Origin of the sequence: Pseudomonas sp. TWP3-1 (genome assembly GCF_049896625.1) — a bacterium.
GTDB lineage: Bacteria > Pseudomonadota > Gammaproteobacteria > Pseudomonadales > Pseudomonadaceae > Aquipseudomonas.
Window position 1 is genome coordinate 63,338 of record NZ_JAFCUQ010000009.1, and the last position, 14,345, is coordinate 77,682.

The 14,345-nt window shown below is 56.4% G+C and carries 15 protein-coding genes; 7 read left to right on the forward strand and 8 right to left on the reverse strand.

The window, feature by feature from the left end:
- Positions 1-3 precede the first annotated feature (3 nt).
- Positions 4-1,353, reverse strand: coding sequence for a serine hydroxymethyltransferase (glyA, locus tag ACP7BN_RS14315; RefSeq protein ID WP_426204880.1), 1,350 nt, complete (start codon positions 1,351-1,353; stop codon positions 4-6).
- Between the two features lie 437 nt (positions 1,354-1,790).
- Between glyA and ACP7BN_RS14320 the strand changes: the two genes are divergently transcribed.
- A complete protein-coding gene (locus tag ACP7BN_RS14320; protein WP_426204882.1) occupies positions 1,791-2,390 on the forward strand; it encodes a helix-turn-helix transcriptional regulator in 600 nt (199 codons plus the stop codon).
- Positions 2,380-3,261 (forward strand): queuosine precursor transporter, encoded by an 882-nt coding sequence (locus ACP7BN_RS14325; protein WP_426204884.1) that lies wholly within the window; start codon positions 2,380-2,382, stop codon positions 3,259-3,261. Before ACP7BN_RS14320 ends, ACP7BN_RS14325 begins: the two co-directional genes overlap by 11 nt.
- A gap of 62 nt (positions 3,262-3,323) precedes the next feature.
- Here the strand turns inward: ACP7BN_RS14325 and queC are convergent, their stop codons facing one another.
- The gene (gene queC / locus ACP7BN_RS14330) at positions 3,324-4,022 is read right to left on the reverse strand and encodes a 7-cyano-7-deazaguanine synthase QueC (protein ID WP_426204886.1); all 699 of its coding nucleotides are present in this window, start codon (positions 4,020-4,022) and stop codon (positions 3,324-3,326) included.
- A 165-nt stretch (positions 4,023-4,187) separates the two neighbouring features.
- Between queC and arfB the strand changes: the two genes are divergently transcribed.
- Both arfB and ACP7BN_RS14340 read left to right on the forward strand, forming a co-directional pair.
- Complete coding sequence (arfB, locus tag ACP7BN_RS14335; protein WP_420647933.1) at positions 4,188-4,601, forward strand: alternative ribosome rescue aminoacyl-tRNA hydrolase ArfB; 414 nt, start codon at positions 4,188-4,190, stop codon at positions 4,599-4,601.
- Between the two features lie 134 nt (positions 4,602-4,735).
- Positions 4,736-6,091 (forward strand): hypothetical protein, encoded by a 1,356-nt coding sequence (locus ACP7BN_RS14340; RefSeq protein WP_426204888.1) that lies wholly within the window; start codon positions 4,736-4,738, stop codon positions 6,089-6,091.
- 85 nt (positions 6,092-6,176) lie between these two features.
- Here ACP7BN_RS14340 and ACP7BN_RS14345 read toward each other — a convergent pair whose 3' ends face one another.
- The 6 genes from ACP7BN_RS14345 to phhA form a co-directional block, all read right to left on the reverse strand.
- Entirely contained in the window at positions 6,177-7,367 is a 1,191-nt protein-coding gene (locus ACP7BN_RS14345; RefSeq protein ID WP_426204890.1) for an MFS transporter, read from the reverse strand.
- 83 nt (positions 7,368-7,450) lie between these two features.
- Entirely contained in the window at positions 7,451-7,630 is a 180-nt protein-coding gene (locus ACP7BN_RS14350; RefSeq protein ID WP_420647935.1) for a hypothetical protein, read from the reverse strand.
- Between the two features lie 73 nt (positions 7,631-7,703).
- Positions 7,704-7,835, reverse strand: a complete 132-nt coding sequence (locus ACP7BN_RS14355) for a hypothetical protein (RefSeq protein ID WP_420647936.1) — start codon at positions 7,833-7,835, stop codon at positions 7,704-7,706.
- Between the two features lie 247 nt (positions 7,836-8,082).
- Positions 8,083-9,276, reverse strand: coding sequence for an amino acid aminotransferase (locus tag ACP7BN_RS14360; protein ID WP_426204894.1), 1,194 nt, complete (start codon positions 9,274-9,276; stop codon positions 8,083-8,085).
- The gene (locus tag ACP7BN_RS14365) at positions 9,276-9,632 is read right to left on the reverse strand and encodes a 4a-hydroxytetrahydrobiopterin dehydratase (RefSeq protein ID WP_003222798.1); all 357 of its coding nucleotides are present in this window, start codon (positions 9,630-9,632) and stop codon (positions 9,276-9,278) included. Before ACP7BN_RS14365 ends, ACP7BN_RS14360 begins: the two co-directional genes overlap by 1 nt.
- Positions 9,633-9,742: 110 nt before the next feature.
- Positions 9,743-10,534, reverse strand: coding sequence for a phenylalanine 4-monooxygenase (phhA, locus tag ACP7BN_RS14370; RefSeq protein ID WP_426204896.1), 792 nt, complete (start codon positions 10,532-10,534; stop codon positions 9,743-9,745).
- Between the two features lie 279 nt (positions 10,535-10,813).
- Here phhA and ACP7BN_RS14375 point away from each other — a divergent pair, with 279 nt between their 5' ends.
- From ACP7BN_RS14375 to flgG, 3 genes are all read left to right on the forward strand, one after another.
- Positions 10,814-12,376: a sigma-54-dependent transcriptional regulator gene (locus ACP7BN_RS14375; protein ID WP_420647940.1), complete on the forward strand. Its 1,563-nt coding sequence runs from the start codon at positions 10,814-10,816 to the stop codon at positions 12,374-12,376.
- Between the two features lie 356 nt (positions 12,377-12,732).
- Positions 12,733-13,473, forward strand: coding sequence for a flagellar basal body rod protein FlgF (locus ACP7BN_RS14380; RefSeq protein ID WP_420647941.1), 741 nt, complete (start codon positions 12,733-12,735; stop codon positions 13,471-13,473).
- A gap of 45 nt (positions 13,474-13,518) precedes the next feature.
- A complete protein-coding gene (gene flgG, locus ACP7BN_RS14385; protein ID WP_420647942.1) occupies positions 13,519-14,304 on the forward strand; it encodes a flagellar basal-body rod protein FlgG in 786 nt (261 codons plus the stop codon).
- The last annotated feature ends 41 nt before the right edge of the window (positions 14,305-14,345 follow it).

Genomic DNA, 14,345 nt, shown 5'->3' on the forward strand with positions numbered 1-14,345 from the left:
GGGTTATGCGTAATCTGCGATGGGATAGCGCGTGCACAGCGCTTCAGTCTGTAGGCGCAATTGCTCACGCAGTGCAGGTTGCAGCGTGTAATCCTGCTCGCCGAGTGGCGTGAGGTTGTCGAGAATCCGGCAGATCAGCTCGACGACTTCGCGGCAGCCTTGGGCATCGATGTGACGCTGCGCCATGCAGCCAGTGCCGATGCGCAAGCCGCTGGTGATGTGGGACGCTCGGGGTTCGCCGGGTACGCGATGGCGGTTGACGATGATCCCGCACTGATCCAGCGCCGATTGCGCCATGCAGCCGGTGATGCCGCCACGCAGGCGCAGCAGAATCGTATGGTTGTCACTGCCGCCGCCGATGACCTCGTAGTCATGCGCCTGAAACGCGCTGGCCATCGCCTCTGCCGTGGCGCGGATGCGCGCCATGTCAGCGTCGAATTCGGCAGACATCGCGTAGCCCAGTGCCGCCGCTTTGGCCGCGATCATGTTCACTGCCGGCGCGCCCTGCATGCCCGGATATACGGCTTGCTCAAGCGCACGGCTGAAGGTGATCCGCAGGCCGGGGACTTTGGTGTTCGCGTCTCGGCCGGACAGAATCAAGCCACCACGCGGGCCGGCGAGTTGCTTGTGAGTGCAAGTGGTGGTGACGTGCGCAACGTCGATCGGATTCGGATGGCGCCCGGTGGCAACCAGTCCGGCGATGTGCGAAATGTCAGCCAGCAGGAGCGAGCCGGCTTCATCGGCAATTTCGCGAAAACGCTGGAAATCCACCACACGCGAGTAAGCCGTTGCGCCGCACATGATGATGCGCGGGCGATGCGCCAGCGCCAGTGTGCGCACCTCGTCGTAATCGATCAGGCCTTGCGCAGTCGTGCCGTACTGGATGGCCTTGTAGTAGTCGCTGGAGAATGCAGTCGGGCAGCCATGGGTGAGGTGCCCGCCATGTTCGACGGCCATTCCCAACAGGGTATCGCCAGGCTCAAGCAGGGCCGTCAGCACCTGGTAATTGGCGTTCGACGCTGAATGCGATTGCACGTTTGCGTATTGGGCGCCGAACAATTCTCGCGCTCTGCGCACGGCCAGCGACTCAACCCGATCGGCGTTTTCGCAACCGGTGTGACCGCGCCGGCCGAGCATGCCTTCAGCGGTTACGTTGACCAGCGTCGAAGCGGATGCCACCAAAGTGCGCGGCTTGACCGCGCTGGAAGAGGAGATCAGTGACAGCGTGCGGTGTTGACGCGTGATTTCAGCGTCGAGGATCTGCGCCAGTTCGGCATCTTCTGCACGAAGATCCGCCAGGCCACGGCGCAGCAAATCTACCTGGCTCGCAGGCTGTTCAGTCATGACTGCCATCGTCTGTTTACCTTCCCTGTGTGTTGCGCGCTGCGAACAACAGCGCGACTTTCCTGAGCTTGCGTGGTGTACCTCCGATGCAGACGATCCGTGTTGTGGCGCCCATGCGCGCCCAACTAACGTCTGTACCGGCAGCCAGCGTTTCATACCTGCGCACGATGCTTTGAGCGCAGGACGGCTGGGTGCATCATAGGTTTTTCAGTCAGGAATGCCACCGAATTAATCAGAAAAATGAACATTGTTCAAAGAAAATGATTCTTTTTGCATGGGGGTTAGGTGTAAAACTGCGTGTGCCGGGCTCAAGGAATGGAGCGATGCTATGATCGCTCGCGGCTTTCATACGGAGAAAGCCGTAATCAAGTACTTCGCTTGTGAGTACTGAGTGAGTATTCAGGGCGTATCCTTGATTGCGGATAAAAAGGACGGGTAAGCATTTCATGCACAGAAAAGAAAGATCGGAGAATCTCAAGAACAACATCAAGTACTTGATAAAAAGTCGCGGTGAAACTCAACTGTCCTTGTGCAATTCCAGTGGCCTGACCAGAACTACCATCTACAACATTCTCGAAGGTAAGGTGGTAAACGTACAGCAGTCCACGGTGCGTAAGATTTCTGATTTTTTCGGCGTTTCTTATGAAGAAATAGAAACTATCGATTTTCAAGAGAAGGAAATAATAGACAGCAGTATTTCACCGCAGGGGAATATGAATCCCGCCGCAGTGCCTATTCTGAAAGAGAGTCTGGTTCTACAGAATCTGGATAAGCGAATTGGTGAGCTGGCGACCATTTACCCATTGACCTACTATTTCGGAACATCCTTCAATTTGATCGGTGTGCTGCTGGAAAACGAAATCAGCGGCAAAAATGAGTCGGGCGATTTATTGATAGTGCAAAAAGGTTCATCAACCAGCGACAGGGAAAAGCTGGTGTATGACCACATCACCAAAAAGCTGCTGATAACCAAAGAGGTCGGCGTTGTTGCGGATCGTTTTTGTGTTGTCGGAGACATAATCGAGGAACGATTTAATGGGCTGTAGTGTTGAAATGGAAAACAGCAAATACAAGCTATTGGGATTTGAAAACGAAAAAAGCCTCGCCGTGATCATGATTATCGCGACGGGCAAGATCATTAAAATAAAACTGAGCGAAGTGTTGAATAGTGAGATTATGGATAATCTGAATAAAATCGAAGTGAAAAACCTGTACAAGAAGTTCTACTCCCAGGGCGGGGCGCTCACCGCCTACGAAATGAACGACCGTCATGAGAGTTCATGGATGATTTACATCATTCTGAACCTGATGCTGTTCACACTCTATATCTTCACCAGTATTGCCGCGACCAAGCCAATTTATCTGGAATACTTCGATATCGTCGTGACACCGGGAACATTCCTTTATCCGCTGACATTTCTGATCGTTGATTTGCTGAATGAGACGTTTGGCCTGAGACTGGCGCGCAAGGCGATACTTTTTGCCTTCATCAGCAATGCGGCCATTATTATTCTGTTGGCCATTACCACTCACCTTCCTGGCTTGCCAGGCTGGAAACTCGATGGGCCTTACAATGATGTCATCAGCCAGTTGTCTTCAGTGCTGGTTGCATCTTCTATTTCGTTTCTGGTGTCTGAAAACATAAACTCGTGGTTGTTGTGCAAAATCAAAGAGCTCACCAACTCGAAGTTTCTGTTTCTGCGGGTGTTTTTGAGTACGTTGTTCGCGGTGATCATCGACAGTTTTCTGTTCTGCTATATCGCGTTTTATGGCGTTATGGAGAACAGTGCGATCCTCAGCATGATCTACGTTCAGATCGCGATTAAAGTTTGCTTTGCGTTCTTTAACGTCTTGCCTGCATACGGCGCAAGGTCATTGTTCAAGAAGTATTTGACAGGCGCAGTCCAGACTCGATAAGCCAAGGCTGGCGCTCACTTGACATGCCATTGTGTGCATGTCTGAGTGAGCGCTTTTGTGTTTTACGAAAGGTTAAGCTTGGCTTTCAAACTCTGTGTAACTTGCGATTTGTTATTCAAGAACTCGTTCAGTCCTTTCGCGCGAAGATTGCAAGCATCGCAATCGGCACATCCGCTGCCCATAATGCCGTTATAGCAAGTCAGCGTTTGTTCGCGAATCAAATCCAGTTGATTGTGGTAATCGGCCAAGGCCCAGGTTTCTGCCTTGTTCAGCCACATCAGCGGCGTTTCCAGCGTCAATGGGTAATCCATGCCTAGCTCAATGGCTTTGTTCAAAGCCTTGACGAACTCATCTCGACAGTCTGGATAGCCAGAGAAATCAGTCTCGCAAACACCGGTGATGACTGTTTTGGCTTGAACTTGATACGCATAAATCGAAGCCAGGGTTAAGAACAGAATGTTTCTGCCCGGCACAAACGTACTCGGAATACTTTCACCTGAGCTGTTCACGGTCGGCACCGGAATGTTGTCGCGTGTCAGGCTGCTGATCGCCAGCTCATTCAACAACGATGCATCCAGAACTTTATGCACGATGACGCCGAGCTTCTTGGCCAGATGCTGGGCGACTTCAATTTCTGCGCGATGGCGCTGACCATAGTCGAAGGTGATGCAGTGAATTTCATCGTAGTGGGCGAGGGCGTGAATCAGGCAGGTTGTGGAGTCCTGTCCGCCACTGAAAACGATAACTGCTTTGCTGGTCATGCTTATGCTTCCTGCATTGGGATAGTTAGGGCCAAGGTTGTATGGGCGGGGATGATACTTCATCTGTGTATAGTGGCCGGTCAGAAATTGGAAATGCCCTTGAAGCCGTGCCCACGAGCAGCTTCAGGGATGTAACGAGACGTCAGGTTTCACGATGAGAATGCAATGCTGAAGATTTCCAACACTGTGCATCTGCCGGATGCCGAGATCGAGTTGACCGCCATTCGCGCGCAAGGCGCGGGAGGGCAGAACGTCAACAAGGTCTCGAGTGCCATGCACCTGCGCTTCGACATTCCGGCTTCGTCCTTGCCGGAGTTCTACAAGGAGCGTCTGCTCGCGTTGCGCGACAGTCGCATCACCAGCGATGGCGTGTTGATCATCAAGGCTCAGCAATACCGCACGCAGGAAGCTAACCGCGCCGATGCGCTGGAGCGCCTGACCGAGCTGATTCTAAGCGCCACCAAAGTCGAAAAGAAACGCCGCCCGACCAAGCCGACCCTCGGTTCGAAGAAGCGTCGGCTCGAATCGAAAACCAAGCGCGGCAGCATCAAGGCCGGGCGCGGCAAGGTGGATTTTTGAGTGCTCGGCAATTCCGAACGTGCGATGTAATAGTGCTAAGTCAATTATTCAGATGGATCTTTTTTGTGATTGAGTAGGTTTTTATTACTATTCGATCTATACAACTGTCATTTCTGACAGGAGACTGAGAGTTAGTGATTCTGTTTAATGACTGGCATCTTCTCTTCAACCTGTCAGGGACGTTAATCATGACCAGTCGTGTTAGTTTAAGTGCGAATGTTGCGAATCGAGGAGACCTCGACGTAAGTTTTGGTGATGGCGGGAAAGTTCACTTGCTCGATGAGCAAGGCGCCGATCTGGAAGTTTGTACGCTTCATGTTTTAGGCAGTGGGAATGTTCTGTGTGCGGCTTACGCAAGTCTCAGCGAAACGACTTACGTGGCTATGCTTGATGTCAACGGAAATCTGGATGCCCGATTTGGTAATGGCGGGCTTGCGAAGTTTAAATTGTCCGATCATTTTTCAGCAACGAAGTCGGCGCGACCCTTTGATTTGCAGGTTGATGAGGCTACTCAGACAATTGTAGTGGGGTTCTGCGCAGAGACGTTGACCGGAGCGCATTTTCCAGGTTTGGCCAAGTTGGATCTTGCCGGGAAATTGGATGGTTCGTTCGGCAAAGGAGGGCTAGCTTATTTTAATTATTTCGACCTCGCTGAAGGTGGCCCTTTATTTGCCTCGCCCCCAAATGGTAAGGGAATTGAACTCGAATTTTCTGGAGCAATGACGCTATTGAGTAACGGTACGGTCATGCTGTCCAGTTGTCAGCCGTACGAAGATTTATATAATTACGGCGTACTTGCGAATGTGCTGGGCAATGGGGACCTGGATACAAGTTTCCACGAGGTTGGATATATGTTGTTGCAGCGCAATGGCATGCACCTCGAGAGAATCGAGAGTCTAGTTCCGCAAGGCTCGAACTTTCTACTTGCAGCCACTACTCACGTCACCGGCGAAGGTGGTTGGTTTTTAGTCAAGTTCGACGCTAACGGGAAGGTTGCTACGGATTTCGGGAGTGATGGCTACTACGATCAGCAGCCAAATGTGAAAAAATCCATTCTGTTCAGGGACGACACATCAAAAATTTACCTGTCGGGCACGGCTGCAAATGCCGCCAGTCAGCACTTCTTTCTTGTCGTCCAACGTCGCGGAGCGGATGGCGAAGAAGACCCGGACTATGGAGATAGAGGCTGGACCGGTTCACTCGGCGGAAATGGAGAAACCGAAGTATTTGCTGCGCGACTCTACAATCCGGGTTCGACCATCGTCGTGGCGGCACGGCAATACGACTCCCAAGGTAACGGGGATGCTGTAATCGGAACGCTCGAGCAGAGTATGGGGTGGCAAGGTAGTTTTGGAAAAGACGGGATTGCTGCGCTGCCCGAGAAGAATATCGTGCATTCATTAGCTGTCCAGACAGACCGGAATATCGTTGTTTCTGCAAGTCATGATGGTTCGCCCGACACCTACGAGATCATGCGTCTGATCGGGTGATATACAGCCAAGAACAGTGCCTTTTCAGCCCGAAGACCGCTACGGCTGCTGCCTCAGCGGTCTTCTTTGCGTTAGGTGTCGATCATTATTTTTTAGCGCAATGCCTGTATAGAAAGACACTCAGCACCAGGCTGCAAAATGCAGCGAGGGCGGCAAACAAGAAAATCGAAGCAAAGCCGAAGCCCGCCGCAATCGCCCCGGCCAGCGGCCCGGTGATCCCCAGCGACAAATCGATGAACAGCGAATAAGCCCCGACCGCCGCACCACGGCTGGAGGCCGGCACCAGGTTCACTGCTTCCACGCCCAGCGCGGGGAACACCAGCGAGAAACCGAAACCGCTCAACGCCGCACCGGCCAACGCCCAATGCGCGTCCGGCGCGAGCCACAGCAGCAACAGGCCCAGGGTTTCCACTGACAGACAGGCAATCGCCACACGGAACCCGCCGAGACGGTTGATCAAATTGCCAAACAGCAGTCGCGCGCCAATGAAACTGGCGCCGAACAGGCTCAGGCACAACACCGCGTTTTCCCAGTGCTGCGTCGCGTAATACAGGGTGATGAAGGTGGCGATGGTGCCGAACCCAATCGAACCCAGTGCCAGACCGCAACCGTGTGGAAACACTCGGCCCAGCACATGCATGAACGGTAAGCGCTCGCCGACCACAATCGGCGCAGCGATTTTCGGCCACGCCAGCATCAGGCCGAGCAGCGAGAGCAGCACGATGCTCACGCCCATGCTCCACAAGCCCAACTCTCTGACCAACTGTGCGCCCAGTGGCGCGCCGATGGCGATGGCGCCGTAACTGGCAATGCCGTTCCACGAAATCACCTTGGCGGTGTTTGCCGCGCCGACCCGGCCGATGCCCCAGCCAATCGAACCGGAACCCACCAGACTTTCCGCGCTGCCCAACACCAGCCGCCCAATCAGCAGACTGATCAGGCTGAGCATCGGCAAGCTCTGCGTCCACGCCGAAATCAGCATGAACACACCGCTCAGACCGCACCCGGCCAAGCCATACATCACCGCCAGTTTGCTGCCCTTGTTATCAATGATCTTGCCGGCATACGGGCGGCTGAGCAGGGTGGCGAGGTATTGCACGCTGATCACCAGCCCGGCGATGACCGCGCCGAAGCCCAAGTCACTGTGGACATAACCGGGCAATACGGCGAGCGGAATGCCGATATTCAGGTAGCCGATAAACGTGAAGAGGACGATGGAAACGACTTGCAGCGTAACCGCCAGGGGGCGCTGGGGTTCTGGCATAGACAACGACATGGGTAACGATCCACGGGGCGAGCAGAATAGATAGGCTGCTCATGATACCGGCGTGGGCGCGTGTGGGGCGGGGAAAAGTAAAACTATTTGGCCGGGGCGACCAATTGCGTAGTGACCAGCGCGGCGAGGGCGTTTTCTTCGCTGCCGAAACGGGCAAGCAGGGCGGCTTGCTTCTCGGGCGAGAGACGGCTCCAGATCTCGATCATCTTCTCGGTGGCACCGATCAGGGTCGCGGCCTGCTGTTCATCGAATTCTTTGGACATGGTGGCTCAGGTTTCAGGCAGTGTGGAAAGCGCATCTTAGCGCTTTCCACACGGTCTGTACGGCGGGTATTGCTTACTCGTCGCTGTCGGCCGGACGGCTTTCAACTGCTTCTTGCGGCTCGGCCTGTGCTGCGCCGGCTTGTTGCGTGGTCGTCTGCTCAGGTTCGTGCAGGCTTGGGAAGGGGAGATTAGGAATCTCGTGCATGGTTGCGCTCCTCGCTAAGTCTGTTGATAGATCTGGTAGATCCGCGCTTTCAGAAAGCCTGCGCAGGATACAGCAGGAAAAATGACAATCAGACTTTTAATTCGATTTATTGCGACAAATGGCCGCACGGGAGAAGGCAGCGCACAAACGACTGTGGGAGCGAGCTTGCTCGCGAAGGGGCCCTCTCAGCCGACACAGGTGTCGATTGATCCGGCGCTTTCGCGAGCAAGCTCGCTCCCACATTTGGTTATTTGCAGACGTTGGCGATCGCTTCGGCCAGCAGGTCGAGGCGGGTTGCATCGATACCGGCCACGTTGGCCCGGCCCGAGCTGACCATGTACACGCTGTGATGCTCGCGCAGTTGTTTCACCTGTTCCGGCGACAGACCGGTGTAGGAGAACATCCCGCGTTGCACGCCAATGTGTGCGAACTTCTCGCGCAAGCCGTGCGGTTCCAGCGCTTCGACCAGACCGCTGCGCAGTTGGGCGATGCGCAGGCGCATGGCTTCGACTTCGTCGGCCCAGCGGCTTTTCAGTTCCGGGTCGGCGAGGATGGTGGCGACGACTGCCGCGCCGTGATCTGGCGGAGTCGACCACAGGTTGCGGGCGATGTTGGCCAGTTGGCTGCGAATGTCGATGAGCTTGTCGGCGCTTTTTGCGCAGACGATCAGCGCACCGGTGCGGTCGCGATACAGGCCGAAGTTCTTCGAGCAGGAACTGGTGATCAACAGTTCCGGCACTTCAGCGGCGAACAGTCGGGTTGACCACGCGTCCTGCTCCAGACCATCACCAAAGCCTTGATAGGCGAAGTCGATCAGCGGCAGCAGATCGCGGCTGCGCACTACGTCCAGCACTCGACGCCAGTCGTCATGACTGAGGTCGAAACCGGTCGGGTTGTGGCAGCACGCGTGCAGCAGAACCACGTCGCCCTTCGGCACTTGATTGAGCACTTCGAGCATTGCTTCAACGTCGAGACGATTGTCGCTGCCCACGTATGGGTAATGGCTGACCTTGACCCCGGCCGCCGCGAAAATCGTTTCGTGGATCGGCCAGGTCGGGTTGCTCAGCCAGACGCCTTTGCCCGGCAGACACTGGGCGATGAAGTCCGCAGCCAGACGCAGGGCACCGGTACCGCCCGGTGTCTGGGTGGCGCCAACACGCTGTTCGGCGATCAGTGCCGAATCGGCACCGAGTACCAGCTCATTGATGACTTTGCCGAACAGCGGATTGCCGTGGCCACCGATGTAGGTCTTGGTGTTCTGGCTCTCGACCAGCCGCGCTTCGGCGATTTTCACCGCCTCGGGGATCGGCGTCAGGCCTTGGGCATCTTTATAAACGCCGACGCCAAGGTCGAATTTGCGCGGATTGGCATCCTGCGCATAAGCCTCCATCAGACCGAGGATCGGATCGCCGGGCACCCGGCCAATGGCGTCGAAGTGCATTACTTGCGTCCTTCTGCGGTCTTGGCCACTTCGTCAGTGCGCGCGGCCATGATGAAGTCGTTGCGGTGCAGGCCTTTGATCGAGTGGCTCCACCAGGTCACGGTGACTTTGCCCCACTCGGTGAGCAGGCCCGGGTGGTGACCTTCAGCCTCGGAGATCTCGCCGACTGCGTTGGTGAACGCCAGCGCGTGCTTGAAATTCTTGAACAGGAAAACTTTTTCCAGCTGCATGATGCTGTCGCGCACTTCGATGTTCCAGTCAGGGATCTGCTTGATCAGAATCGGCAGTTCTTCGTCGCTGACTTGTGGCGCATCGGCGCGGCAGGCTTCGCAGTGGGCTTGGTTCAAAGTGGACATGGTGGGCTTCCTGAAATCTGGAGGTGTTTTTTTATATTGGCCGTCAATGCCGCCACGCTAAACCAAAGTGGCGGCAACTGACAGACTCACTTGTCAGCAAAAGTGGCGGGTCACGCCGCTTTCGGTTTTGGCGGAAATTTTGGCGCGTGCAGACCCAACTGCATACCTTGCTTGACCATACCCATGATGTCTTCGTGGGCGAGGTCGAACAGGCGCTTGAGGTTCGGCAGTACAAAGTAGACCGGTTGCAGGATGTCGATGCGGTACGGCGTACGCATGGCTTCCAGCGGATCGAAGGCCTGATGCTCAGGTTCGTCCGACAGCGAGTAAACAGTTTCTTTGGGTGAGGACAGAATGCCGCCGCCGTAGATGCGCTGGCCTTGCGGCGTGTCGACCAGACCGAACTCGATGGTCATCCAGTACAGACGCGCCAGGTACACGCGTTCTTCCTTGCTGGCTTGCAGGCCGAGCTTGCCGTAGGTGTGGGTGAATTCAGCGAACCACGGGTTGGTCAGCAGCGGGCAGTGACCAAAGATCTCGTGGAAAATGTCCGGCTCTTGCAGGTAGTCCAGTTCTTCGCGGGTACGAATGAACGTGGCCACCGGGAAGCGCTTGCTGGCGAGCAATTCGAAGAAGGTCTGGAAGGGAATCAGCGCAGGAACGCGTTCGACCTGCCAACCGGTGGTCTCGCCGAGGACTTTGTTGATCTCGCCGAGTTGCGGAATGCGGTCGTGGGGCAGACCGAGTTTGTCGATACCGTCCAGGTATTCCTGGCACGCTCGACCCTCGATCACTTTCAGCTGGCGGGTGATCAGCGTATTCCACACCGCGTGTTCTTCGGCGGGGTAGTCGATAAAACCTTGCGCATCGGGCTCGCGAGCCACGTATTGCGTCTGCTTCATACTGCTCTCCTGCTAGGGGAATTCGTTCTTGTTATGTCCAGCGATGGATTCAGAATTACCTGAGAGCGTGGGTTGATGCAGCAGGTTGAAATAGTTTGAAGTGGGAAAATTCGGCATCATCCGTAAACTTTTCGTTACGTATTGTGGGAAAAGTCGTGTTTGCGGTGATTGGCGGGTTTGAAAAGGCGCTTGGCTGTCACATAATCTTGACGATTATCTTGCGACCGGCGCAGAAAAATCCGCGCCAACCCGCCCATTGACCTGTATCGGGCCTTTCATATGCGTATCAAAGTCCACTGCCAGAACCGCATCGGCATCCTGCGCGACATTCTCAACTTGCTGGTGGAGTACGGGATCAACGTCGCACGCGGCGAAGTTGGTGGCGAGCACGGCAACGCGATCTACCTGCATTGCCCGAACCTGATCAACATTCAGTTCCAGGCGCTGCGCCCGAAGTTCGAAGCGATTGCCGGGGTGTTTGGCGTCAAGCGCGTCGGGCTGATGCCCAGCGAACGTCGGCATATGGAATTGAACGCCTTGCTCGGCGCGCTGGAGTTTCCGGTGCTGTCGATCGACATGGGCGGCTCGATCGTGGCGGCCAACCGCGCGGCGGCGCAGTTGCTCGGGGTGCGCGTCGACGAGGTTCCGGGAATTCCGCTGTCGCGTTACGCCGAAGATTTCGACTTGCCGGAACTGGTGCGCGCCAACAAATCGCGGATCAACGGCATGCGGGTCAAGGTCAAGGGCGACGTGTTTCTCGCCGACATCGCACCACTGCAATCCGAACACGACGACAGCGAAGCCATGGCCGGCGCGGTGCTGACTTTGCATCGAGCGGACCGGGTTGGCGAGCGTATCTATAACGTGCGCAAGCAAGAGCTGCGCGGCTTCGACAGCATCTTCCAGAGTTCCAAAGTCATGGCCGCCGTGGTGCGCGAAGCTCGGCGTATGGCACCGCTGGATGCGCCGCTATTGATAGAAGGCGAAACCGGCACCGGCAAAGAATTGCTGGCGCGCGCCTGTCACCTCGCCAGTCCACGCGGACAATCGCCGTTGATGGCGCTCAACTGTGCCGGGTTGCCCGAGTCGATGGCCGAGACCGAGTTGTTCGGCTACGGCCCCGGCGCGTTCGAAGGTGCGCGGGCCGAAGGCAAGCTCGGGCTGCTGGAGCTGACGGCGGGCGGTACGTTGTTTCTCGATGGCGTCGGCGAAATGAGCCCGCGCTTGCAGGTGAAATTGCTGCGCTTCTTGCAGGACGGTTGCTTCCGTCGTGTCGGCAGTGATGAAGAGGTGTATCTGGATGTGCGGGTGATCTGCGCGACGCAGGTGGACTTGTCCGAACTGTGCGCGCGCGGTGAGTTTCGTCAGGATTTGTACCATCGCTTGAACGTGCTTTCGCTGCACATCCCGCCACTGCGTGAATGCCTCGACGGGCTGACACCGCTGGTTGAACACTTCCTCGATCAGGCCAGTCGGCAGATCGGTTGCGCGCTGCCGAAACTGGCACCGGCGGCGATGGATCGGCTGAGTCACTACCATTGGCCGGGCAATGTGCGGCAACTGGAGAACGTGCTGTTTCAGGCGGTTTCGCTGTGTGACGGCGGCACGGTCAAGGCTGAGCACATTCGCCTGCCGGATTATGGCGTGCGTCAGCCGCTTGGCGATTTTTCGCTGGAGGGCGGGCTGGATGAAATTGTCGGGCGCTTTGAGAAGGCTGTGCTGGAGCGGCTGTATTCGGAACATCCGAGTAGTCGGCAACTCGGCAAGCGACTCGGCGTCTCGCACACCACCATTGCTAACAAATTGCGCGAATACGAAGTCGGCAAAGATTCCGGAAGTTAAGAAGAACCCCTGTGGCGAGGGGATTTATCCCCGATGGGCTGCGAAGCAGCCCCAAATCCATCCAAAGCGGTGTATCAGTTGAACTGCGTTTATCGGTATCGGGGCGGCTTCGCCACCCAGCGGGGATAAATCCCCTCGCCACAAGTTCGCCAACAACCTCAGAGATCGTGATTGCCGCATAGCGGCATTCCACCGCCGGTTTTTCGACTTCGATACATTTCCCTTTTCCCCCTAAAACCCTTCAAGTCCTTTGTTTGCCGGGCTTCGTGCTGCCAGAAAAAAGTTGGTCTGCAAATTGCTTAAGGCTCAGCAGTACAGCGGTGGGCGGCAAACGTCCGGCATGCAGAGGAAAGAGTGTGGACAAGTACCTTTATGTGGCAATGACCGGCGCCAGCCAGAACGCACTGGCGCAAAAGGCGCATGCCAACAACCTGGCGAACATCTCCACCAACGGTTTTCAGCGCGACCTGGAACAGGCGCGTTCGATGCCGGTGTTCGGTGACAGCTTTCCGGCGCGTGCGTTTGCCATGAGCGAGCGGCCCGCTACCGACTTCACGCCTGGCTCGCTGGTGCAGACCGGTCGTGACCTCGACGTGGCCGTGACCGGCAACGGCTGGATCGCCGTGCAGAACCCGAGCGGTGGCGAAAGCTACGTGCGCACCGGCAGCCTGAACGTCGATGCCCTCGGTGTGTTGCGCGCCGGCAACGGCATGCCGGTGATGGGCAATGGCGGTCCGATCGCCGTGCCGCCCGAGCAGCAGATCGAAGTCGGTGAAGACGGCACCATCAGTATTCGCGCGATGGGTGAAGGCCCGCGCGTGATGGCCGAAGTCGACCGGATCAAACTGGTCAACCCGGACATCAAGAACATGAATAAAGGCCTCGACGGCTCGATCTACACCAAGGACGGCCAGCCGGCGCAGGCCGATGCCAACGTCAAACTGGTCTCGGGTTTTCTTGAGTCGAGCAACGTCAATGCCGTCGAAGAGATGACCTCGGTGCTGGCCCTGGCCAAGCAGTTCGAGTTGCACATCAAGATGATGAACACCGCCAAAGACGACGACCAGGCCATGGCTCGGGTCTTGCAGATCAGCTAATTATCAGAACGTCGCGCCGTAAAACAGGCGCACGAGGAGAATCGAATGCTTCCGGCTCTATGGGTTGCCAAAACAGGTCTGTCCGCTCAGGACACCAACCTGACTACCATTTCCAACAACCTGGCCAACGTGTCGACCACGGGTTTCAAACGTGACCGCGCAGAATTCCAGGACCTGCTGTACCAGATCAAACGCCAGCCAGGCGCCCAGTCGACTCAAGACAGCGAACTGCCGACGGGTCTGCAATTGGGTACCGGTGTGCGCATCGTCGGCACTCAGAAAAACTTCACCGCCGGCAGCCTGCAAACGACTGAGCAGCCGCTGGACATGGCCATCAACGGTCGCGGTTTCTTCCAGATCCTGCAGCCGGACGGCACCACGTCCTACACCCGTGACGGTACATTCCACCTCGATTCCAATGGCCAGATCGTCAACGCCAGTGGTTTCGCTCTGGAGCCTGCGATTGTTATCCCGAACGACGCGCAAACCTTCACCGTCGGCAATGACGGCACCGTTTCCGTGACCTTGCCTGGCAACGCCGCTTCGCAAGTGATCGGCAACCTGCAGACCGCTGACTTCATCAACCCGGCCGGTCTGCAAGCCGTGGGCAACAACCTGTTCCTGGAAACTGCTGCTTCCGGCGCGCCGCAAGTCGGCACTCCGGGGCTGGCCGGTTTCGGTACCACGCTGCAGAACACCCTGGAAACGTCCAACGTCAGCACCGTTGAAGAGATGGTCAACATGATCACCACTCAGCGCGCTTACGAGATGAACTCCAAAGTGATTTCCACCGCCGACCAGATGCTCTCGTTCGTAACGCAGAATCTGTAATCAAGTCTTTGGGGCGGCCATGAGGCTGCCTGCAACACCGT